This window comes from Rhodococcus sp. T2V (genome assembly GCF_029269925.1).
Classification (GTDB): Bacteria; Actinomycetota; Actinomycetes; order Mycobacteriales; family Mycobacteriaceae; genus Rhodococcus_F; species Rhodococcus_F koreensis.
In genome coordinates this window covers 39,833-60,068 of sequence record NZ_JARJBD010000013.1, presented here as the reverse complement: position 1 = coordinate 60,068, position 20,236 = coordinate 39,833, and the positions used below count along the sequence as shown (strand labels likewise).

The 20,236-nt window shown below is 69.0% G+C and carries 19 protein-coding genes; 10 read left to right on the top strand and 9 right to left on the bottom strand.

Going from position 1 to position 20,236, the window contains the following annotated elements:
* Nucleotides 1-4: 4 nt before the first annotated feature.
* On the top strand, nucleotides 5-1,384 hold the full coding sequence (gene ilvA, locus P3H15_RS13825; RefSeq protein ID WP_241031270.1) for a threonine ammonia-lyase IlvA: 1,380 nt from the start codon (nucleotides 5-7) through the stop codon (nucleotides 1,382-1,384).
* A gap of 4 nt (nucleotides 1,385-1,388) precedes the next feature.
* Here ilvA and P3H15_RS13820 read toward each other — a convergent pair whose 3' ends face one another.
* A complete protein-coding gene (locus P3H15_RS13820; RefSeq protein ID WP_276137754.1) occupies nucleotides 1,389-1,913 on the bottom strand; it encodes a TetR/AcrR family transcriptional regulator in 525 nt (174 codons plus the stop codon).
* A gap of 124 nt (nucleotides 1,914-2,037) precedes the next feature.
* Here P3H15_RS13820 and P3H15_RS13815 point away from each other — a divergent pair, with 124 nt between their 5' ends.
* The gene (locus P3H15_RS13815) at nucleotides 2,038-3,603 is read left to right on the top strand and encodes an MFS transporter (RefSeq protein ID WP_276137753.1); all 1,566 of its coding nucleotides are present in this window, start codon (nucleotides 2,038-2,040) and stop codon (nucleotides 3,601-3,603) included.
* Here the strand turns inward: P3H15_RS13815 and treZ are convergent.
* Complete coding sequence (gene treZ / locus P3H15_RS13810) at nucleotides 3,570-5,303, bottom strand: malto-oligosyltrehalose trehalohydrolase (RefSeq protein WP_276137752.1); 1,734 nt, start codon at nucleotides 5,301-5,303, stop codon at nucleotides 3,570-3,572. The genes P3H15_RS13815 and treZ overlap by 34 nt on opposite strands.
* Before the next feature lie 40 nt (nucleotides 5,304-5,343).
* Nucleotides 5,344-5,493 carry a hypothetical protein gene (locus tag P3H15_RS13805; protein WP_276137751.1) on the bottom strand — a complete coding sequence of 50 codons (150 nt, stop codon included), beginning with the start codon at nucleotides 5,491-5,493 and terminating at the stop codon, nucleotides 5,344-5,346.
* 109 nt (nucleotides 5,494-5,602) lie between these two features.
* Between P3H15_RS13805 and P3H15_RS13800 the strand changes: the two genes are divergently transcribed.
* Nucleotides 5,603-5,791, top strand: coding sequence for a DUF1918 domain-containing protein (locus tag P3H15_RS13800; protein WP_005247576.1), 189 nt, complete (start codon nucleotides 5,603-5,605; stop codon nucleotides 5,789-5,791).
* Between the two features lie 91 nt (nucleotides 5,792-5,882).
* Nucleotides 5,883-6,512 (top strand): TetR/AcrR family transcriptional regulator, encoded by a 630-nt coding sequence (locus tag P3H15_RS13795; RefSeq protein ID WP_276137750.1) that lies wholly within the window; start codon nucleotides 5,883-5,885, stop codon nucleotides 6,510-6,512.
* 11 nt (nucleotides 6,513-6,523) lie between these two features.
* Here P3H15_RS13795 and P3H15_RS13790 read toward each other — a convergent pair whose 3' ends face one another.
* The 4 genes from P3H15_RS13790 to P3H15_RS13775 are packed head-to-tail and all read right to left on the bottom strand — an operon-like array spanning nucleotide 6,524 to nucleotide 13,508.
* A complete protein-coding gene (locus tag P3H15_RS13790) occupies nucleotides 6,524-7,462 on the bottom strand; it encodes an NADP-dependent oxidoreductase (protein ID WP_276137749.1) in 939 nt (312 codons plus the stop codon).
* Nucleotides 7,463-7,516: 54 nt separating this feature from the next.
* Nucleotides 7,517-9,874, bottom strand: a complete 2,358-nt coding sequence (treY, locus tag P3H15_RS13785) for a malto-oligosyltrehalose synthase (RefSeq protein WP_276137748.1) — start codon at nucleotides 9,872-9,874, stop codon at nucleotides 7,517-7,519.
* A 13-nt stretch (nucleotides 9,875-9,887) separates the two neighbouring features.
* Nucleotides 9,888-12,161 (bottom strand): glycogen debranching protein GlgX, encoded by a 2,274-nt coding sequence (gene glgX, locus P3H15_RS13780; protein WP_276137747.1) that lies wholly within the window; start codon nucleotides 12,159-12,161, stop codon nucleotides 9,888-9,890.
* Between the two features lie 54 nt (nucleotides 12,162-12,215).
* The gene (locus P3H15_RS13775) at nucleotides 12,216-13,508 is read right to left on the bottom strand and encodes an adenosylmethionine--8-amino-7-oxononanoate transaminase (protein WP_276137746.1); all 1,293 of its coding nucleotides are present in this window, start codon (nucleotides 13,506-13,508) and stop codon (nucleotides 12,216-12,218) included.
* A gap of 65 nt (nucleotides 13,509-13,573) precedes the next feature.
* On the opposite strand from P3H15_RS13775, the gene P3H15_RS13770 reads away from it, so the two are divergent.
* The gene (locus P3H15_RS13770; RefSeq protein ID WP_276137745.1) at nucleotides 13,574-14,728 is read left to right on the top strand and encodes an 8-amino-7-oxononanoate synthase; all 1,155 of its coding nucleotides are present in this window, start codon (nucleotides 13,574-13,576) and stop codon (nucleotides 14,726-14,728) included.
* Nucleotides 14,725-15,420, top strand: coding sequence for a dethiobiotin synthase (gene bioD / locus P3H15_RS13765; RefSeq protein WP_276137744.1), 696 nt, complete (start codon nucleotides 14,725-14,727; stop codon nucleotides 15,418-15,420). The genes P3H15_RS13770 and bioD overlap by 4 nt, the downstream gene beginning before the upstream one ends.
* 9 nt (nucleotides 15,421-15,429) lie before the next feature.
* On the opposite strand, the gene P3H15_RS13760 is transcribed toward bioD, so the two are convergent.
* Both P3H15_RS13760 and P3H15_RS13755 read right to left on the bottom strand, forming a co-directional pair.
* Entirely contained in the window at nucleotides 15,430-15,804 is a 375-nt protein-coding gene (locus P3H15_RS13760; protein WP_276137743.1) for a VOC family protein, read from the bottom strand.
* Nucleotides 15,805-15,829: 25 nt separating this feature from the next.
* The gene (locus P3H15_RS13755; RefSeq protein WP_276137742.1) at nucleotides 15,830-16,216 is read right to left on the bottom strand and encodes a VOC family protein; all 387 of its coding nucleotides are present in this window, start codon (nucleotides 16,214-16,216) and stop codon (nucleotides 15,830-15,832) included.
* Nucleotides 16,217-16,388: 172 nt separating this feature from the next.
* On the opposite strand from P3H15_RS13755, the gene P3H15_RS13750 reads away from it, so the two are divergent.
* Genes P3H15_RS13750 through P3H15_RS13735 form a run of 4 tightly spaced genes read left to right on the top strand, consistent with a single transcriptional unit; the run spans nucleotide 16,389 to nucleotide 20,204 of the window.
* Nucleotides 16,389-16,673: a hypothetical protein gene (locus P3H15_RS13750; RefSeq protein WP_219458763.1), complete on the top strand. Its 285-nt coding sequence runs from the start codon at nucleotides 16,389-16,391 to the stop codon at nucleotides 16,671-16,673.
* A complete protein-coding gene (locus P3H15_RS13745) occupies nucleotides 16,670-17,494 on the top strand; it encodes a hypothetical protein (protein WP_072945277.1) in 825 nt (274 codons plus the stop codon). Before P3H15_RS13750 ends, P3H15_RS13745 begins: the two co-directional genes overlap by 4 nt.
* Before the next feature lie 21 nt (nucleotides 17,495-17,515).
* Complete coding sequence (locus tag P3H15_RS13740) at nucleotides 17,516-19,450, top strand: fumarate reductase/succinate dehydrogenase flavoprotein subunit (protein WP_276137741.1); 1,935 nt, start codon at nucleotides 17,516-17,518, stop codon at nucleotides 19,448-19,450.
* Nucleotide 19,451: 1 nt separating this feature from the next.
* Entirely contained in the window at nucleotides 19,452-20,204 is a 753-nt protein-coding gene (locus tag P3H15_RS13735) for a succinate dehydrogenase/fumarate reductase iron-sulfur subunit (RefSeq protein ID WP_276137740.1), read from the top strand.
* Nucleotides 20,205-20,236 lie beyond the last annotated feature (32 nt).

Genomic DNA, 20,236 nt, shown 5'->3' with positions numbered 1-20,236 from the left:
TCCCATGGCCGGAGAGTGGGAACATATCCGGGTGTCCACATCGCCCGATACCGCAGCCCAGAACATCACCTCGCCCCTGACAGTGGGCGATATCGACGCGGCCATCGAGCGAATTTCCCACGTGATCGACGCGACCCCACTGCAGTGGAGCGACCGCCTGTCGACCCTGACCGGCGCGAACGTCTACCTCAAGCGTGAAGACCTGCAGGTCGTCCGCTCCTACAAACTTCGCGGCGCCTACAATCTCATGGCCCAGCTCGACGCCGCCGAGCGTGCCGCCGGAGTCGTGACCGCCAGCGCAGGCAACCATGCGCAGGGCGTCGCGTTCGCCTGCCGCACAATGGAAATCACCGGCCGCATCTACGTCCCGTCGAGCACCCCCAAGCAGAAGCGTGACCGCATCCGTGCGCACGGCGGCGAGTTCGTCGAGCTGATCCTGACGGGGGAGACGTACGACGCCGCCGCCGCTGCGGCCGCCGCCGACGTGCGGCGGACGGGCGCGACGATGGTTGCGCCGTTCGACGACGCCCGGACCGCGGCCGGTCAGGGCACCATCGCCGCCGAGATCCTCGCGCAGCTCGGCGCGGCCCCCGATTCCGTCCTGGTCCCGGTCGGCGGCGGCGGGTGCATCGCCGGCATCGCCACCTACCTGCATGCGCACGCACCGCGCACGGCCATCGTCGGCGTGGAGCCGACGGGGGCGGCGTCGATGACGGCGGCCCTGGTGGCCGGTGGTCCCGTGACGTTGACGGAGATCGACCCGTTCGTCGACGGCGCGTCGGTGAAGCGGGTCGGCGACCTGCCCTACGCCGTGGTCTCCGCCCTCGGCGCCGAGGTGGTGACGCACACGTCGCTCGGCCAGGCCGGCGGGGCGTCCACGATCCGGCTCGATCCGGAGACGTTCGTGATGACCAACCTCGACGAGGGCGCGCTGTGCACCGCGATGCTCGAGCTGTACCAGAACGAGGGCATCATCGCCGAGCCGGCGGGCGCGCTGTCGGTGGCGGCACTCGGGAACATCACGTTCGAGCCGGGGTCCACGGTGGTGTGCCTGATCTCGGGCGGCAACAACGACGTCTCGCGGTACGGCGAGATCCTGGAACGCTCGCTGGTGAATCTCGGTCTCAAGCACTACTTCCTGGTCGACTTCCCGCAGGAGCCGGGCGCGCTGCGCCGATTTTTGGACGAGGTGCTCGGCCCCGAGGACGACATCACGCTGTTCGAGTACGTGAAGCGGAACAACCGGGAGACCGGCGCCGCCCTGGTGGGTATCGAACTCGGCAAGGCGGAGGGGCTCGGCGAGCTGCTCGAGCGGATGGAGCAGTCCCGGATGCAGGTGGAACGTCTGGAGCCGGGAAGCCCCGCGTACCGCTACCTCACCTGAGCCGCTACTTCTGCAGCAGCCGTGCGACGACCTTCTTGTACAGCTCGGGCTCGGGCATGGGAAGCCTGAGCAGCGCGGCCAGGTAGATGCCGTCGCCAACGAGCCGCACGATCTCGGCCTGCACGGGATCGTCGATCTCGCCGCGCAGGCCCTCGTCCCAGCTGCGCATGACGTCGGTGACGGCCTTCTGGATCTCGTCGTGCTGCCCGTCGACGCTCCGTAGGGCGGCGATGGTCGAACGGTAGAGCGCGAGTTCCTCGGTCGTGCTCGCGTCGGGGACCTGCAGGTACCACTCGGACATCGAGGTGCCGCCGGACACGGCGTCGGCGAGCTGGGCGTCGGCCCGCTCGCCGAGCCGGCGCACCATGGCGGCGAGGAGTGCTTCCTTGCTGGGGAAGTGATAGAGCAGTCCGCCCTTGGACACCCCGGCCTCCGCCGCGACGGCTTCGAGGGTCACCTGGGCTATCCCCACGTCGAGCAGCAGCTTCTCGAGGGCGTCGAGTATTCGATCGCGCGTACCGGCAGCCATGGAGAGGGACTGTACCCGGGAAATAACTTTACCGTCCGGACGGTTAACGGTAAGGTAACGGTACTGTACCGGCCGGACGGTTCATCACGGTGCCGGCCCCAATCGGAAAGTTGCAGGAAGATAAATGTCTGTCTCCACGGATCGCGGGATCAACGACGCCTACGGCGCGCCAGGTCAGTCCTCCGCATCACGCCGAGACTGGCTCGGATTGGTCGTCCTGGCCTTCGCCGTCCTCCTGATCGCCGTCGACGGCACGGTGCTCGACCTCGCACTGCCGTTCATCAGCGCCGACCTCGAGCCCAGCAGCACGCAGCTGCTGTGGATCATCGACGTCTACTCCTTCGTCCTCGCCGGACTGCTCATCACCATGGGCACGCTCGGCGACCGGATCGGGCGGCGCCGGCTGCTGCTCCTCGGCGCCGCCGGATTCGGTATCGCCTCGCTGATCGCGGCGTGGGCGCCGACACCCGAGATGCTGATCGCGGCCCGTGTGCTGCAGGGAATCTCGGGTGCCACCCTGATGCCCGCGACCCTCGGCCTGATCCGCACGATCTTCGTCGACCCGCGCCAGCGGACCCTCGCCATCGGCGTGTGGGGCGCGATGGCCGGTGGCGGCACCGCGGCGGGCCCGCTGATCGGCGGCTGGCTGCTCGAGCACTTCTGGTGGGGCTCGGTGTTTCTGATCAACATCCCCGTGATGCTGGTGCTGATCGCCGTGGGACCCATCGTGATTCCCGAGTCGAAGGACCCCGCACCGGGACGGTTCGACCTGCTCAGCGTCGTGTTGTCGATGACAACGATGCTGCCGCTGGTGCACGCGGTCAAGGAGACCGTGGTGCACGGCGTCGACCCGGTGCTCCTCGGCGTCGGTCTCGTCGGTGTCGTGTCGGGTGTGGTGTTCGTGCGCAGGCAGAAGTCGATGAAGGACCCGATGATCGACATCGGACTGTTCGCGAAGCCCGCGTTCTCGACCGCCGTCCTCACCAACCTGCTGTCCATCTTCGCGCTCGCCGGTGTGCTGTTCTTCGGCTCGCAGTACCTGCAGTTGGTGCTGGGCAACACTGCGTTCGAATCGGGTGTGCTGATGCTGCCCGGCATGCTGATGAGCGCGGTGACCGCGCTCGCGGCGGCCTGGATGGTGCGCCGGTGGGCCACCTCGCACGTGCTCGGCGGCGGTCTCGCCGTCGCGGGTGTGGGTGCGGCACTGATGCTCACGCTCGGCGTGGACGGTGCCCCGACGATGTTCGTGGTCGGCTTCGGTCTCGCCGGAGCGGGTGTCGGTATCGCGTTGACGCTGACGTCCGACCTCGTGGTGAGCGCCGTCGAGCCCGAACGGGCCGGCGCCGCCTCCGCGGTGTCCGAGACCGCATACGAACTCGGCATCGCGCTCGGTGTCGCCGTGCTCGGCAGCGTCGTCATGGCGATCTTCCGGAACGGACTCGACACGTCGATGCTGCCGCAGGAACGGATCGAGCCCGCCCAGGGCACGCTCGGCGCCGCGGTCGCGGAGGCTCAGCATCTCCCCGAGGCGGCGCGGGCAGTGTTCCTGGAGTCCGCGCAGTCGGCGTTCGTCGACGGCATGCACGTCGCCGCGGGCGCGACGGCCGTGATCCTGTTCACGACCGCGATCCTCGTCCTGCGGATGCTGCGCGACCGTCAGGGCGAGCTGTCGAGCACCACGAACGAGTGACCCGGTAGCACCGTCGCCGACCCGGTCCCGTCCTGCGTCGGCGGCTCCCACCACAGCACGGGGGAGCCGCCGACCGGGACGGTCACCGGTTCGGCACTCAGGTTGCAGGCGAGGCGAAGTGCGCCGCGGTGCACCACGATCCACTGCTGTGCCTCGTCGTAGTCGACGGACAGGTTCTCGAGCCACGGGTCCGTCAGCTCGGCGCGCTCCCGCCGTAGCCGGAGCAGCGAGCGATAGCAGTCCAGCAGCCGGGCATGCGGCTGCCGGGCCGGTTCGTCCCAGTCGAGCTTGGACCGTTCGAACGTCTCCGGGTCCTGCGGGTCGGGAACGTCGTCCGTGCTCCAGCCGTGCTCCGCGAACTCGGCCTTGCGTCCCTCCGCCGTCGCCCGCGCGAGGTCCGGCTCCGGGTGCGAGGTGAAGAACTGGAACGGGGTGCTCGCCCCCCACTCCTCGCCCATGAACAGCATCGGCGTGAACGGCGAGCAGAGCACGAGCGCCGCCTTCACGGCGAGCTGCCCGGAATCGAGATACGTGCCGGGCCGGTCGCCGGTCGCCCGGTTGCCGATCTGATCGTGCGTGCACGTGTACGTGACCAGCGAACTGGCAGGGGTCCGCCGCGTGTCCAGCGGCCTGCCGTGCGTGCGACCCCGGAACGTCGAGAACGTGCCCGCGTGGAACCAGCCCTGGCGCAGCGTGTCCGCGAGACAGGCCATCGAACCGAAATCTCCGTAATAGCCCTGCCTCTCGCCCGACACCGCAGCGTGGATGGCGTGATGCACGTCGTCGTCCCACTGGGCGTCGAGGCCGCAGCCGCCTGCCGACCGCGACGTGATCAGGCGCGGATCGTTGAGGTCGCTCTCGGCGATGAGTGTCAGCGGTCGCCTCAGGTGCGCGGACAATCGGCGGGTCTCGATGGCCAGATCCTCGAGAAGATGGGTGGCGGTGTGGTCGACGAGCGCGTGGACGGCGTCGAGTCGGAGCGCGTCGATGTGGAACTCGCGGAACCACCGCAGCGCGTTGCCGATGATGTAGCGGCGCACCTCGCCGCTGTCCGGTCCGTCCAGGTTGATGCTGCGGCCCCAGGTGTTGGCGCCCTGCGCCAGGTACGGGCCGTACCGGTCGAGGTAGTTCCGCGACGGTCCGAGGTGGTTGTAGACGGCGTCGAGGACCACACCGAGACCGCGGGCGTGGCACGCGTCGACGAGGGTCTGCAGCCCGTCCGGTCCGCCGTAGCCCTCGTGCACCGTGTACCAGAGGACGCCGTCGTATCCCCAGTTGTGGGTACCGTTGAACCCGTTGACGGGCATCAGTTCCACGAAATCGACGCCGAGGCCGACGAGATGATCGAGCCTGTCGACCGCGGCGGTGAAGGTGCCCTCCGGAGTGAACGTGCCGACGTGCAATTCGTAGACGACGGAGCCGGCGAGCTGCCGCCCGGTCCACTGCGAGTCGGTCCAGAGGCCCTCGTCGAGCGTGTGGAGCTGGGACGCGCTGTGCACGCCGTCGGGCTGGCGCGGCGACCGCGGATCGGGGAGCGGGGTGTCGCTGTCGTCGAGGAGGAACGCGTACCGGGAGTCCGGTGACGCGTCGACGTCGGCCCGCCACCACCCGTCCGGTGACGGGGTCATCTCGTGGCGCCTGCCGTCGACCTCCACGGAAACCGATGTCGGGATCGGGGCCCAAACCTCGAATGTGTGCACCCGATCAGCATGCCTCGACCGGGCGGGCCGCGCAGGACAGTCAGCTCTCGGGCGTGCCGGAGTCCTCGACCTCCTCGATGATCTCGGCGCCGAGAACCGACAACCGGTGTTCCTCGGCGTCCTGCACGGTGCCGAAGTCCTGCTCCTCGAGCACGTTACGGTCCTTGTCGAGGTATCGATACCTAGCCATGTCCCCACGATGGCACACGTCGGCGGAGATGGCGGCGAGTCGGCCCTTTCGCCCAGGTTCCGGAAGTAGCAAGCTGAGAGTACGGACTCGAACGTCGCGAGGAGCAGTCATGCACGTAGCAGTGGGAGACCGGTTGCACGTACAAGGCAGGGTGGTCGGGGTGCACGAGACGACCGCCGAGGTCGTGGAGGTACACGGCGAGAACGGCGAACCGCCCTATCTCGTCCGATACGACGACGGCCACGAGGCCCTCGTGTTTCCCGGATCCGATGCCTGGGTGGAACACCCGAAGTCGTAGGCATCGGGCGTTTCGCCCGGTCCAGGCGCGGCGGATCGCCGTGCCTCATTGGTTGCACGATCGATGAATCGAATGCGTCTATCGTGAGACCGTGCCCGACTCCGCCAAGAGGCCCTACTCTTCGCCGCTGCGTGCGGAATCGGCGCGCCGGACCCGCCTCCTCGTCCGGGATGCCGCGGCCCGGTTGTTCACCGAACGCGGATACGTCAGCACCACGGTGCGAAACGTGGCCGAAGCAGCCGGGGTGTCGACCCGCACGGTGTTCACCGCGTTTCCGGGCGGCAAGGCGGAACTGTTCCACGAGGCACTGCACGCGGCGATTCAGGGCGAGACCGACGTCGCGCGTGATGCCCGCACACCCCGGGACGGCGACCCGGTGGAGCGGATCCTCGAACAGATGGTGGGCTACAGCACCGACGTCCTGGAGCGGGCCGGAACCCTGATGGCGACGTCGATCGAATCCTCGGGGGCGGACGAGGACATGCGGCGGTTCGCCGACGAGGGAGCGCGGGCGTCCGCCGAGAATGCGATGACCCTCGCCGAGGGACTCGCCGCGCACGAACTGCTGCGCCCCGAGATCTCCGTCCAGCGGGCCGCCGACGTGCTGTTCACCGTCGTGTCGCCGCAGGTGTATTCGATGCTGCGCGTGCAGTGCGGGTGGGATGTCGACGACTACCGGAACTGGATGAAGGCGACGATCCGGGCGAGTCTGCTGCACTGAACGGGTTCCGTCTACGGCAACAGGATGAATTTGCCCGCCGCGTGCGGCTTCCGGAGATCGGCGTGAGCGCGCGCCGCCTCCGACAGCGCGTACGTGCGCGCGACCCGCACCCGCACGTCGCCGTTGCCCGCGAGGTCGACGAGGGCGGCTCGGAACCGCTTACGCAGTTCCATGCCTTCCGCGCCCAGCGCTCCCACGATCCGGAATCCCGCCTCGACCGGCCGTGGCCCGGGGACCGTCGTCACCAACCGCGACCGGTCCCGCACCAGGTCCACGGACACGTCCACGGCCTCGTCGCTGCCCGCAGTATCGATGACGGCGTCCACCCCGTCCGGTGCCAGGACACGGATCCGGTCGCTCAGGCCGTCCCCGTACGACACCGGGGTCGCGCCGAGCGACCGCACGTAGTCGTGGTGCACGGGGCGGGCCGTGCCGATGATCGTGGCGCCGCGGGCCCGGGCCAACTGCACGACGAACGACCCCACGCCGCCTGCCGCCCCGTGCACGAGCAGCAGGTCGCCGGTGCCGACGTTCGCCGTGTCGAGGGTGTCGACCGCGGTGGCACCCACCGCGAGAAGTCCGGCCGCCTCGTTCCACGGCAACGACGCCGGTCTCGGGACCACCGAATCACCGGACACGACAAGCCGGTCCGCGTACGCCTCCGACAACGGGTACGCGATCACCTCGTCGCCCACCGCGATCGGGCCCCTCGGGCCCGTGGCGGCGTCACCCACCTGCGCGACGACGCCCGCCGCCTCGCTGCCCAGCCGCATCGGCAGGACGGCGGGATCGGTGCCGAACGCGCCGCTGTACAGCTTGTAGTCGATCGGGTTGACCCCGATCGCGCGGACCTCGATCACCACCTCACCCGGTCCCGGATCCGCCGGTTCCGCATCGACCACCGCGAGGACCTCCGGCCCTCCGTACGCCCGGGCAACCACACGTCGCATACACAGGCCAGTACCCCTGTGAGTACTTCTTAACCGCGGGCGGTTGAGAAGTACTCACAGGGCCAGCAGCACCACGGGGTAGCGGGCGAACAGGGTGGACGTGTCGACGCGGCCGCCGGGGTGCGTCACGGAGGTGAGCAGGTCGGTCCAGGCGCCGTCCGGGAGGGTCACCGCGGTGTCGCCCCAGCCGTCCTGGTGCAGTCCCACGCTGTGCCGGGTGGCCAGGGCCACGACGTCCGGCGCCGATCCCTGGGGCCCGCGGGTGAAACCGATCAGGTGCTCGGCCGCGGTCCCCGATGCGAAGACCGGCGCGTACGTGCCGCCCACGAAGCTTCCCGGACGGTCCCGGCGCAGGCGCAGGGCCGTCCGCACGACGTGCATCTTCGCCGCGCCGGTGGCGTCGACCGGAGGGGTCCCCAGCCCCGCGAGCGCGGTCCGCCGCACGTCGTAGTCCACGGGTCGGCGATTGTCGGGGTCGACGAGCGAGTCCTCCCACAGCTCGGTGCCCTGGTACACGTCCGGGATCCCGGGCCCGCACAGCTGGAGGAGCTTCTGGCCGAGCGCATCGGACCAGGCGTGCGGCGCCAGTTGCGTGCACAGCGATCCGAGTGCCTTGCCGACGGTGCCGTCGATCACCGTGTCCAGCCAGCGGTGGAGGTCGCGTTCGAAGTCCTCGTTCACGTCGTTCCACGACGTCCGGGTCCCGGCCTCCCGGACGGCCTTCTCCGCGTACGCGTGGACGCGGTCGCGGAAGTCGGGCACGTCGCCCGCGGCCCGGCCGTCGACCGGCCACACCCCGAACAGGTTCTGCCACAGGAACAGTCCGGTGGCGGGATCGGGGCTGGGGGCGATGCGCTCCCACTGGTCGACGCATTCGGCCCACAGGTCCGGCACCTGCGACAGGATGCCGATCCTGGCGCGGACGTCCTCGCCGCGTTTGGTGTCGTGCGTCGAGAGCGTTGTCATCGCCTGCGGCCACCGGGCGGCGCGCTCGGCCGCGGCGAGGTGGAATTCGGCGGGGGAGATGCCGACGTTCGCGGGATTGCCGCCCACCTCCTGCAGCGACACCAGCCGGGCCGTGCGGTAGAACAGGCAGTCCTCCACGGATTTCGCCATCACCGCGCCGCAAACCTGCTGGAAGCGGGTGGCCGCCTCACCGCCGGCGATCAGGGCGGCGGCGAGGGCGGACAGCGCCGCGGACCGCCCCGGTTCGCGCCGCGCGGCGTCCCCGATCACGCGGGTCGCGAGCCCGGCGAGCGGGCTGTAGTCGGACCGGTACACGGGCATCGCCGCGACGACGTCCACCACGGCGTCGCGCAGGTCAGGATCTGCGCAGTCGGTGCCGGTCTCCGCGCGGATCGCGCGGACGAGGCGCCGGACCTCCGGGGCGAGGCCGGTGCTCGCGACGTCGCGTTTGATCGCGGTTTCGTGCCCGTGGATCCACGTCGCGTCACCCCGGTCGCCCGTGCGGGACGCCGACAGGGCGGTGAGCGCGGGAGCTCCCGACGGGTCGACGAACACGCCGCCGAGTTCGGCCAGTGCGTCGTAGCCGGTGGTGCCCTCGATCGGCAGGTGATCGTCCAGGGGTTCGGAGTGGCCGAGGATCTTCTCGATCACGAGCCAGCGGTCCGCGCCGATCACGCCGCGCAGCCGGTCGAGGTATTCGGCCGGATCGGACAACCCGTCGGGGTGGTCGATGCGCACGCCGTCGATCAACTCGTCCGCCACCCAGCTCCGCAGTTCGCGGTGCGAGGCCTCGAACACGCGGGGATCCTCCTGACGGATCCCGGCCAGGTCGCTGACCGCGAAGAATCGGCGGTACCCGACGAGCCCGGAGTTCCACGGGACCAGGCGGTACGCCTGCGCGTCGTGCACCGACGCCGGCTCGGTCGCGTCCGTGCCGGGGGCGATGGGGAAGCGGTGCTCGTAGAACGCGAGCAGCGGCTCCGGTCCCGAGCGGTCGACGGTCAGCGACTCGAGGTCGGCGTCCGATCCGAGGACGGGCAGCGCGAGCCGCCCGCCCGTGCCGTTGTCTTCGCTCCAGTCGATGTCGAAGAAGTCGGCGTACCCGGAGCCGCGACCGTGCGTGAGAACGTCCCACCACCAGGCGTTCTCACGCGGATTCGCGACCCCCACATGGTTGGGGACCAGGTCGACGACGATGCCCATGCCGCGGCCGCGCAACTCCCGTGACAGCGCGGCCAGCGCCTCCCGGCCACCGAGGGCGGGGGACACGCGGGTCACGTCGGTGACGTCGTAACCGTGGGTCGAACCGGTGGTGGCCGTCAGGATCGGCGACAGGTAGACGTGCGAGATCCCGAGGTCGTCCAGATAGTCGGCGACGGCGGCGGCGTCCGCCAGGGTGAAGCAGTCTCCGCGCAGTTGCAGCCGGTAGGTCGCCGTGATCCCCATCGTCGTCCCCGGCTCAGGCGGTCCGGCGCAGCACGACCAGCGACCGGGCCTCGACCTGCAGCGAATTCCCGGCCTTGATCACCGCGTCCTTCGCCCCCGTCGGCACGGCGGTGTCGAGCACGACCGCCCACTCGTCGGCGTAGTCGGAGTTCGGCGTGGAGAACTCGATCTCCTCGTCGTGCGCGTTGAAACACAGCAGGAACGAGTCGCCGACCACCCGCTCGCCGCGGTGGTTGGGTTCGGGGATGCCCTCGCCGTTGAGGAACACCGCGAGGGACTTCCCGAAACCACTGTCCCAGTCTTCGGGGGTCATCTCCTCACCGGACGGGGTGAGCCAGGCGATGTCACGGGTCTGGTCGCCGCTGCGGATGGGGGTGCCCTCGAAGAACCGGCGGCGGCGGAACACCGGATTCTTCATCCGCAGCGCGATGACCCGTTTGGTGAACTCGACGAGGTCGGCGTTGGTGTCCGCCAGCGACCAGTCCATCCACGACAGTTCCGAGTCCTGGCAGTACACGTTGTTGTTGCCCTGCTGGGTGCGGCCCATCTCGTCACCGTGCGCCAGCATCGGCGTCCCCTGGCTGAGCAGGAGGGTGGCCAGGATGTTGCGGCTCTGCCGCCCCCGCAGATCGAGGATCTCCGGATCGTCCGTGGGTCCCTCGACGCCGCAGTTCCAGGACCGGTTGTGGCTCTCGCCGTCGTTGTTGTCCTCGCCGTTGGCCTCGTTGTGCTTCTCGTTGTACGACACCAGGTCGTGCAGGGTGAACCCGTCGTGGGCGATGACGAAGTTGATGCTCGCGCCGGGGCGGCGGCCGGTCGCCTCGTAGAGGTCGGAGGAGCCGGTGAGCCGGGACGCGAATTCGCCGAGCGTCGCCGGTTCGCCCCGCCAGTAGTCGCGGACGGTGTCCCGGTACTTGCCGTTCCACTCCGTCCACAGGCCGGGGAAGTTGCCCACCTGGTAGCCGCCCTCGCCGATGTCCCAGGGTTCGGCGATGAGCTTGACCTGGCTGACGATCGGATCCTGCTGGACGAGGTCGAAGAACGCGGAGAGCCGGTCGACGTCGTGCAGTTCGCGGGCGAGCGTGGACGCGAGGTCGAAGCGGAAGCCGTCGACGTGCATCTCGGTGACCCAGTACCGCAGCGAGTCCATGATCAGCTGCAGTGTGTGCGGGTGCCGGGCGTTGAGGCTGTTCCCGGTGCCCGTGTAGTCCATGTAGTGCTCGGCGTCGCCGTCGACGAGCCGGTAGTAGGCGGCGTTGTCGATGCCGCGGAACGAGATGGTCGGACCGAGATGGTTGCCCTCGGCGGTGTGGTTGTAGACGACGTCGAGGATCACCTCGATGCCCGCCTCGTGGAACGAGCGGACCATCGCCTTGAACTCCGACACCGCGGCGCCCGGCTTCTCCGCCGACGAATACCCGGTGTGCGGGGCCAGGAAGCCGAATGTGTTGTAGCCCCAGTAGTTCCGCAACCCCTTGTCGAGCAGGGTCTGATCGTGCATGAACTGGTGCACCGGCATCAGTTCGATCGCGGTGACGCCGAGGTCGACGAGGTGGTCGATGATCACCGGATGCGCGAGGCCCGCATACGTGCCGCGAAGTTCTTCCGGCACACCGGGATGCGTCGCCGTCATGCCCTTGACGTGGGCCTCGTAGATCACGGTGTCGTGGTACGGGTGTTTCGGTGCGCGGTCGGCGGCCCAGTCGAAGAACGGGTTGATCACGACCGTCGTCATCGTGTGGCCGAGCGAATCGTGTCCGGGCAGTCCCGGCGCCGAGTCGTCCTCGGCTTCCGCTGCGAGTGTGTCCTCGGCGTCCTCCGCCTCGATGTCGTCGTCGGTGTCGACGATCCGCGCGTCGTCCCCGGATTCCTCGTCCCCCGAGTCCCTGGGGGCGTCCTCCGCGGACGCGTCGATGTCGTAGGAGAACAGGGACCGGTCGCCGTCGAATTCACCGTCGAACGCCTTGCCGTAGGGGTCGAGGAGAAGCTTGCTGGGGTCGCAGCGGTGCCCGGCCGAGGGGTTCCAGGGGCCGTGGATCCGGTACCCGTACCGCTGCCCGGGCACGACGGTCGGCAGGTATGCATGCCACACGTAGCCGTCGACCTCGTCGAGGCGCACCCGCGTCTCCGTGCCGTCCTTCGCGATCAGGCACAGATCGACCGCCTCGGCGACCTCGGAAAACAAGGAGAAGTTCGTCCCGGCCCCGTCGTAGGTGGCGCCCAGCGGGTAGGCGCTGCCGGGCCACACGGGAATGGGCGTGGTGCCGGTCGACTCGCTCGCTTCCATATCGAGAACACTAGCCCGCGTTCGCGTCGCTCTCAGCCCGACGAGAGCGCACCGTCAGCCCCGGGTGGAGGTCCGTGCGGCAGCAAGCATTCCGGTTGTGATCTTCCGCACGTCCTCGCTGGTGCACACGTACGGCGGCATCGCGTAGATCAGGTTGCGGAAGGGCCGCAACCAGGTCCCCGCCGCCACCGCGGCGTCGGTCGCGGCCCGCATGTCGACGGGCTCGGAGAGTTCGATCACTCCGATCGCGCCGAGCACCCGGACGTCCCGGACGCCGGGCAGTTCCCGGGCAGGCGTGAGACCCGATTCGAGCCCCCGGCGCACGTCCTCGACCTCGCCGCGCCAGTCGCGCGACAGCAGGAGTTCGATCGACGCCACCGCGACGGCGCAGGCCAGTGGGTTCGCCATGAACGTGGGGCCGTGCATCAGCCCGCCTGCGTCGCCGGCGCTGATGGTCTCGGCGACGTCGGTGGAGCAGAGCGTCGCGGCGAGGGTCAGGTATCCGCCGGTGAGGGCCTTGCCGACGCACATGATGTCGGGGCGGGTCCCGGTGTGGTCCGCGGCGAACAGTTCGCCGGTGCGGCCGAAGCCCGTGGCGATCTCGTCGAACACCAGCAGGAGCCCGTGCTCGTCGCAGATGCGGCGCAGCTCCGACAGGTACCGGGGGTCGTGGAAACGCATGCCTCCGGCGCCCTGCACCACCGGCTCCACGATGACGGCCGCCAGTTCGCCGGTGTGCGCGGCCACCAGGCGCTCGAACTCCGCGACGTACCGCGGGTCGAACTCGCGCGGCGGCGGTCCCGCGAAGACCTGCCGCGCGAGGACGTCCGTCCACAGGGAATGCATGCCGCCGTCCGGATCGCAGACGCTCATCGGCGCGAACGTGTCGCCGTGATAGCCGCCGCGCCAGGTCAGCAGCCGATGCCGCTCCGGCCTGCCGCGGCTGCGCCAGTACTGCAGGCACATCTTGACGGCGACCTCGACGGACACCGAACCGGAATCGGCGAGGAACACCTTGTCGAGTCCGTCCGGGGTGATCTCCACGAGCAGCTGGGCGAGCCGCGCTGCCGGTTCGTGGGTCAGCCCGCCGAACATCACGTGGCTCATCCGGCCGAGCTGCGCGGTCGCCGCCGCGTCGAGGACGGGATGCCGGTAGCCGTGGACCGCCGCCCACCACGAACTCATGCCGTCGACGAGTTCGCGTCCGTCTGCGAGTGTGAGGCGGGTGCCGCTCGCCTCGGCCACCACGAGCGGGGTGGTCGAGGCGGGAAAGGCGCCGTACGGATGCCAGAGCAGGGAGGCGTCGAGGGAGGTGATGTCATCGGCGGACAGGCTCGGGGAGGTCACGGTCTCGACCCTAGCCATCGGAGGAAAAACGGGTCCACCCGGGTTGAACACCGTTCAAGTCGCGTATGGTGCCGAGTGTGAGTACCGACCACACCTTCACCACCTGGCTCGACGACGTCGAGGAGCGGCGGCGCGCTGCGGGACTGCGCCGCGAGCTGCGTCCACGCACACCGGGCAGCGCGCTCATCGATCTGGCGTCCAACGACTACCTCGGGCTCGTACGGCACCCCGAGGTGCTGCACGGCGCGATGACCGCGCTGCGGCGGTGGGGCGCCGGGGCCACCGGCTCGCGACTGGTCACCGGTTCGACCACCGAGCACGAACTGCTCGAAACGGAACTGGCCGAGTTCGTCGGCGCCGACGCCGGGCTGGTGTTCTCCTCCGGATACACCGCCAATCTCGGCGCCGTCACCGCGTTGTCCGGCGCCGGATCGCTGATCGTCTCCGACGCGGGCAGCCACGCGTCGCTGGTCGACGCGTGCCGGCTGTCCCGGGCCAGGGTGGCCATCGCACCGCACGCCGATCTCGACTTCGTCCGCAGCGCACTGGCCACCCGGCCGGAGGAGCGGGCGCTGGTCGTCACGGATTCGGTGTTCAGCGCGGACGGTGATCTCGCGCCCCTCGTCGACCTGCACCGGGTGTGCCGCGAGTACGGCGCGTTTCTCGTGGTGGACGAGGCCCACGGTGTCGGAGTCCGTGGCGCAGGGGGCCGCGGACTCGTGCACGAGGTGGGGCTCGCGGGCGAACCCGACATCGTCGTCACGGCCACGCTGTCGAAGTCGCTGGCCAGCCAGGGCGGTGTGGTGCTGGCGTCGGAGAAGGTGCGCGCACATCTGGTCGACGCCGCGCGCACGTTCATCTTCGACACCGGACTGGCCCCGGCCGCCGTCGGTGCGGCCCGGGCCGCCCTCGCCGTTCTGCGGCGTGAACCGCACCGCGCCGACTCCGTCCTGGACCGCGCCCGGGATCTCGCGCGGTTCACCGGTGCTGCGGCACCCGAGTCGGCGGTGGTCTCGGTGATCCTCGGCGACCCGCAGCGCGCCTTCGACGCCGGGGCCGCCTGCCGCGAGCAGGGGCTGCACGTCGGCTGCTTCCGGCCCCCGTCGGTGCCCGAGGGCACGTCGCGGCTGCGGCTCACCGCCCGCGCGACGCTCGATCCGGACGAACTGGCCCGGATCGAGTCCGTGCTCACCGACGTCCTGGCGGGAGCGTCGGCATGAGCATCCTCATGGTCACCGGAACGTCGACGGACGTCGGCAAGACGGTGGTGACGGCGGCGCTCGCGGCGGCCGCGCGCGAGGCGGGGCTGTCCGTCGCGGTGTGCAAGCCCGCGCAGACCGGGGTCGCCCCGGGAGAGCCGGGCGATCTGGCGGAGGTGACCCGCCTGTCCGGTGTCACAGCGGTGGTGGAACTTGCCCGCTATCCGGAGCCGCTGGCCCCCGACACCGCCGCCCGGCGCAGCGGCCTGCCGATGCTGCGGTGCGACGACGTCGTCGAGACGGTCCGCGCTCTCGCCGACCGGCACGATCTGGTCCTCGTCGAGGGCGCGGGCGGGGTGCTGGTGCGGATGGGCGCCGAGGGCTTCACGCTCGTCGATCTCGCGCTCGCGCTCGGCGCACCGGCTGTCGTGGTCGCGGCTGCCGGACTCGGCACGCTCAACCACACCGAACTCACGACCCGGGCTCTGGCGGCGGCCGGGATCGCCTGCGCGGGCACGGTGATCGGGTCGTGGCCGGACGAGCCCGGACTCGCCGAGCGGTGCAATCTGGACGACCTGCCCGCCGTGACGGGCGTCGAACTGGCCGGCTCGATCCCGGCGGGCAGCGGCCGGCTCGACCCGGCGTCGTTCGCCGCGTCCGCGTCCACGTGGTTCGACGGTACGTGGCTGAAGACGACGATCACGGTTCGCTGACCGCGACGGTCAGGATTCCGCGAGCACCGACAGCACGTTGCCTGCCGGGTCGGTGAACCAGGCGATGTCCGGCCCGTTGCCGCGCATGATTCCCTTGTCGTCCTGATCGAAACCGTCGTATCGCACGAACCGGACCCCGCGCTCGGTGAGCGCGTCGACGGCCTTCTCGACGTCGTCGACCGCGAAGTTCAGGATCGTGAACGTCGCCGGTGTGTGGTCGGGTTTCGGGTAGATCAGCACCACGGGACCCTTGGGGAGGTGCAGGCCCAGCAGGCCCATCTCCTCGTCGGTGACCTCGAGCCCCAGGGTGTCGGTGTAGAAGGATTTGGCCGCGGCGATGTCGTCGACGGCGAATCCGCTGAATGCTCTCGCGTTGTTCAACATGGCTCTGTCTCTTTCCTACCGGTGGTCAGGACATCTCGGCGCGCGCCTGCGCGCTGAGCTGGATGATCTGAACGTAGTTGCCGTCGGGGTCGACGGCGGTGCCGAACCAGCTGCCGTCACGATCCTCGAGCGGGGACAGCCACGTCGCCCCGAGCTCGTCGAGGCGGCCGGCCGCGGCGCGGGCGTCGGCGACCTCGACGTTGAGGAGGACGCGCCCGGGTTCGGGATTCGTGTCGCCGACGTCGTCGCGCCGGTCGAGCATGATGGAGAAGCCGTCGAAATTGAGCACGTCGTAGCCCGGTTCGCCGGGGGTGCGGTCGACCTTCGGCGAGAACGCGGCCGTGTACCAGTCCCGCAATCGTTCGGGGTGCGTGCTGGCGAGCAGGATGCTTCCGATGGTGGCGTCGGCCATGATTTCCTCCCGGTGAGGGTTCGGTTTCGGTGGTCCTATAGGTATCGACTCGGCCGCCCGGCGAAATTCATCGTCCCCGGTTTTCTGCGGGCCGAAAGCTGCCCCGGTTTTCCGGAATATCGGTAGTGTGATTCAGGTCACGGCTACATCCGGCTGGGTTGGGAGGGGTCACATGTCGACCTCCGAAATGCTCGAATTGAATCGCACCATCGACCGCCTTCGGCGCGCTGTCGGTTCGTTGCGAACGATGTACGGCGACGCCGCATCCGTGCGGCGGCTGAGCAACGATCTGGAGCGCCTCGAGATCGACGCGCGCGACCTCGACTCCTCGCCACCGAACGTCGTTCACCGCGAACCGGTGGAACGAATCAAGGTGTCGGACACCCCGTACGACGCGTCGATGTGGCTCGGTGTCGATGACGAGGGGCTGGGCGGGCTCCACTACGAGCGCGGATGAGCGCGCCGCCGAAGAATTCCGAAAGTGCCGGTGTGGGGGCGCCGACGCGTGCCCGGATCGCGGAACGCACGCTCCGCACCGACCGGTGGTGGCTGGCGCCGCTGCTGACGGTGCTCGGCCTGTCCGTCTTCGTGGTGTACGCATCGGTCCGGTCGTGGGTCCGCACCGCGTACTTCGTCGAGGACTACCACTACCTCACCCCGTTCTATTCGCCGTGCCTGAGCGATTCGTGCGTGCCCGGTTCGAGCGACTTCGGGACACCCATCGGCGAGTTGCCGATGATCATCCCGCTCGGGTTCCTGGTGCTGCCGTTCCTGCTCGGCTTCCGGCTCACGTGCTACTACTACCGCAAGGCCTACTACCGGTCGGTGTGGTTCTCGCCGCCCGCGTGCGCGGTCGCGGAACCACACGGCAAGTACACGGGGGAGACGCGGCTGCCGCTGATCGTCCAGAACGCGCACCGCTACTTCTTCTACGTCGCACTCGTCGTCTCGCTGATCAACACGTACGACGCGATCCGCGCGTTCCACGGCGCCGACGGCGGATTCGGAATCGGGCTCGGCACCCTTATCATGGTCGGCAACGTGATCCTGCTCTGGGCGTACACCGTCTCCTGCCATTCCTGCAGGCACGTCACCGGCGGCAGGCTCACCCACTTCTCCCGGCACCCGATCCGCTACCGGCTCTGGACCGGGGTCAGCAAACTGAACACGCGGCACATGCAGCTCGCCTGGACCACCCTCGCCACACTGATCGTCACCGACTTCTACGTGATGCTCGTGGCCAGCGGCACCATCTCCGACCTGCGCCTGATCAACTGACTTCACCGAAGAGGGAGTGGAATGACGGAAGTCGAACGGCACCAGTACGACGTCGTGGTCATCGGTGCCGGGGGCGCCGGACTGCGAGCCGTCATCGAGGCCCGGGAGCAGGGCCTGTCCGTGGCCGTCGTCTGCAAGTCGCTGTTCGGCAAGGCGCACACCGTCATGGCCGAGGGCGGCTGCGCCGCCGCGATGGGAAACGCCAACGAGAAGGACACGTGGCAGACCCATTTCCAGGACACGATGCGCGGCGGCAAATTCCTCAACAACTGGCGGATGGCCGAACTGCACGCCCGGGAGGCCCCCGACCGGGTGTGGGAACTCGAAACGTACGGCGCCCTGTTCGACCGGACACCCGACGGCCGGATCAGTCAGCGCAACTTCGGCGGTCACACGTATCCGAGGCTCGCGCACGTCGGTGACCGCACCGGACTCGAACTGATCCGCACCATGCAGCAGAAGATCGTGTCGCTTCAGCAGGAAGACTTCGCCGCCACCGGCGATTACGAGGCCCGCATCAAGATCTTCGCCGAGTGCACCGTCTCCGAGCTCACCAAGGACGGCGACCGGATCTCGGGCGCCTTCGGATACTGGCGCGAGAGTGGACGTTTCGTGCTGTTCGAGGCGCCCGCAGTGGTGATGGCCACGGGCGGAATCGGGAAGTCGTTCAAGGTGACGTCGAACTCGTGGGAGTACACCGGCGACGGACACGCCCTCGCCCTGCGCGCCGGCGCCAACCTCATCAACATGGAATTCGTACAGTTCCACCCCACCGGAATGGTGTGGCCGCCCAGCGTCAAGGGGATCCTCGTGACCGAGGGTGTCCGCGGCGACGGCGGGGTGCTGAAGAACTCCGAGGGCGAGCGGTTCATGTTCTCGTACATCCCGCCCGTCTTCAAAGGGCAATATGCGGAGACCGAGGAAGAGGCCGACGGCTGGTACGAGGATTCCGACAACAACCGCCGCACACCGGACCTGCTGCCCCGCGACGAGGTGGCCCGCGCCATCAACTCCGAGGTCAAGGCGGGACGGCAGACCCCGCACGGCGGCGTGTATCTCGACATCGCCTCCCGGATGCCCGCCGACGAGATCGTCCGGCGCCTGCCGTCGATGTACCACCAGTTCAAGGAACTCGCGGACGTCGACATCACGAAGGAGCAGATGGAGGTCGGACCCACCTGCCACTACGTGATGGGAGGCATCGAGGTCGACCCCGACAGCGGATCGTCCAGCGTCGCAGGTCTGTTCGCCGCGGGGGAGTGCTCGGGCGGGATGCACGGTTCCAACCGGCTCGGCGGCAACTCGCTGTCCGACCTCCTCGTGTTCGGCCGTCGCGCGGGACTCGGGGCCGCGGAATACGTGAAGTCGCTGCAGGAGCGGCCGGTCGTCTCCGCCGACGCGGTGGACGCCGCGGCCCGGATGTTGTTGTCGCCGTTCGATCCCGCGGTCGGGGAGGCCGGCACCACCGAGAATCCGTACACGCTCCACACCGAACTGCAGCAGACCATGAACGACCTCGTCGGCATCATCCGGAAGGAAGACGAGATCGCGCGCGCCCTGGAGAAACTCACCGAGATCAAGGGCCGGATCGGGGGCGTCGAGGTGGAGGGGCACCGTCAGTTCAACCCGGGCTGGCACCTCGCCGTCGATCTGCGGAACATGGTGCTGGTCAGCGAATGCGTCGCGCAGGCGGCCCTGCTGCGCACGGAAAGTCGCGGCGGGCACACCCGAGACGACCACCCGAACATGGAGGCGGAGTGGCGCAACACCCTGCTGGTGTGCAGCGTCGTCGGCGACATGTCCGCGCACCCCGATTCCGTGGTCCCGGACGTCACGGTCACCCGCGAGCCGCAGCTTCCGATGCGACCGGAACTGCTGGAGCTGTTCGACATCGACGAACTGGCCAAGTACTACACCGACGCCGAACTCGCGGAACATCCGGGAAGGAAGGCCTGAGATGGGATACGACGCGCAGTTCCGGGTATGGCGCGGCGACGCCGACGGCGGCGCCCTCGAGGACTACTCCATCCCCGTCAACGAGGGTGAAGTGGTACTCGACATCATCCACCGGCTGCAGGCGACGCAGACCCCGGACCTCGCGGTGCGATGGAACTGCAAGGCGGGCAAGTGCGGGTCGTGTTCCGCGGAGATCAACGGTCAGCCGCGGCTGATGTGCATGACCCGGATGTCGACGTTCACGGAGGACGAGGTGGTGACGGTGACGCCGTTGCGGGCGTTCCCCGTCATCCGGGACCTCGTCACCGACGTGTCGTTCAACTACGAGAAGGCGAGGGAGATCCCGTCGTTCACCCCGCCGCCGGGACTCGGACCGGGCGAGTACCGGATGCAGCAGATCGACGTCGAACGGTCGCAGGAATTCCGCAGGTGCATCGAGTGCTTCCTCTGCCAGAACACGTGCCACGTCATCCGTGATCACGACGACAACAAGCCGGCGTTCTCCGGTCCCCGCTTCTTCATCCGCGTCGCCGAACTGGAGATGCATCCCCTCGACACGGCGGACCGTCGTGACGCGGCGCAGGAAGACTTCGGTCTCGGACTGTGCAACATCACCAAGTGCTGCACCGAGGTGTGCCCCGAAGGGATCAAGATCACCGACAACGCCATCATTCCGATGAAGGAACGGGTGGTCGACCGGCGGTACGACCCGATCGTCTGGTTGGGCAACAAGCTGCGGCGTCGCCGCCCGTGAGTACTTGTTAACCGCCCGACGTTGATAAGTAC

Excerpts from the sequence above, each read along its gene's own strand:
- ilvA (WP_241031270.1), top strand. The coding sequence starts at position 5 with ATGGCCGGAGAGTGGGAACATATCCGGGTGTCCACATCGCCCGATACC.
- P3H15_RS13820 (WP_276137754.1), bottom strand. The coding sequence starts at position 1,913 with ATGGCTGCCGGTACGCGCGATCGAATACTCGACGCCCTCGAGAAGCTG.
- P3H15_RS13815 (WP_276137753.1), top strand. The coding sequence starts at position 2,038 with ATGTCTGTCTCCACGGATCGCGGGATCAACGACGCCTACGGCGCGCCA.
- P3H15_RS13805 (WP_276137751.1), bottom strand. The coding sequence starts at position 5,493 with ATGGCTAGGTATCGATACCTCGACAAGGACCGTAACGTGCTCGAGGAG.
- P3H15_RS13800 (WP_005247576.1), top strand. The coding sequence starts at position 5,603 with ATGCACGTAGCAGTGGGAGACCGGTTGCACGTACAAGGCAGGGTGGTC.
- P3H15_RS13790 (WP_276137749.1), bottom strand. The coding sequence starts at position 7,462 with ATGCGACGTGTGGTTGCCCGGGCGTACGGAGGGCCGGAGGTCCTCGCG.
- treY (WP_276137748.1), bottom strand. The coding sequence starts at position 9,874 with ATGGGGATCACGGCGACCTACCGGCTGCAACTGCGCGGAGACTGCTTC.
- glgX (WP_276137747.1), bottom strand. The coding sequence starts at position 12,161 with ATGGAAGCGAGCGAGTCGACCGGCACCACGCCCATTCCCGTGTGGCCC.
- P3H15_RS13770 (WP_276137745.1), top strand. The coding sequence starts at position 13,574 with ATGGTGCCGAGTGTGAGTACCGACCACACCTTCACCACCTGGCTCGAC.
- bioD (WP_276137744.1), top strand. The coding sequence starts at position 14,725 with ATGAGCATCCTCATGGTCACCGGAACGTCGACGGACGTCGGCAAGACG.
- P3H15_RS13760 (WP_276137743.1), bottom strand. The coding sequence starts at position 15,804 with ATGTTGAACAACGCGAGAGCATTCAGCGGATTCGCCGTCGACGACATC.
- P3H15_RS13755 (WP_276137742.1), bottom strand. The coding sequence starts at position 16,216 with ATGGCCGACGCCACCATCGGAAGCATCCTGCTCGCCAGCACGCACCCC.
- P3H15_RS13750 (WP_219458763.1), top strand. The coding sequence starts at position 16,389 with ATGTCGACCTCCGAAATGCTCGAATTGAATCGCACCATCGACCGCCTT.
- P3H15_RS13745 (WP_072945277.1), top strand. The coding sequence starts at position 16,670 with ATGAGCGCGCCGCCGAAGAATTCCGAAAGTGCCGGTGTGGGGGCGCCG.
- P3H15_RS13740 (WP_276137741.1), top strand. The coding sequence starts at position 17,516 with ATGACGGAAGTCGAACGGCACCAGTACGACGTCGTGGTCATCGGTGCC.
- P3H15_RS13735 (WP_276137740.1), top strand. The coding sequence starts at position 19,452 with ATGGGATACGACGCGCAGTTCCGGGTATGGCGCGGCGACGCCGACGGC.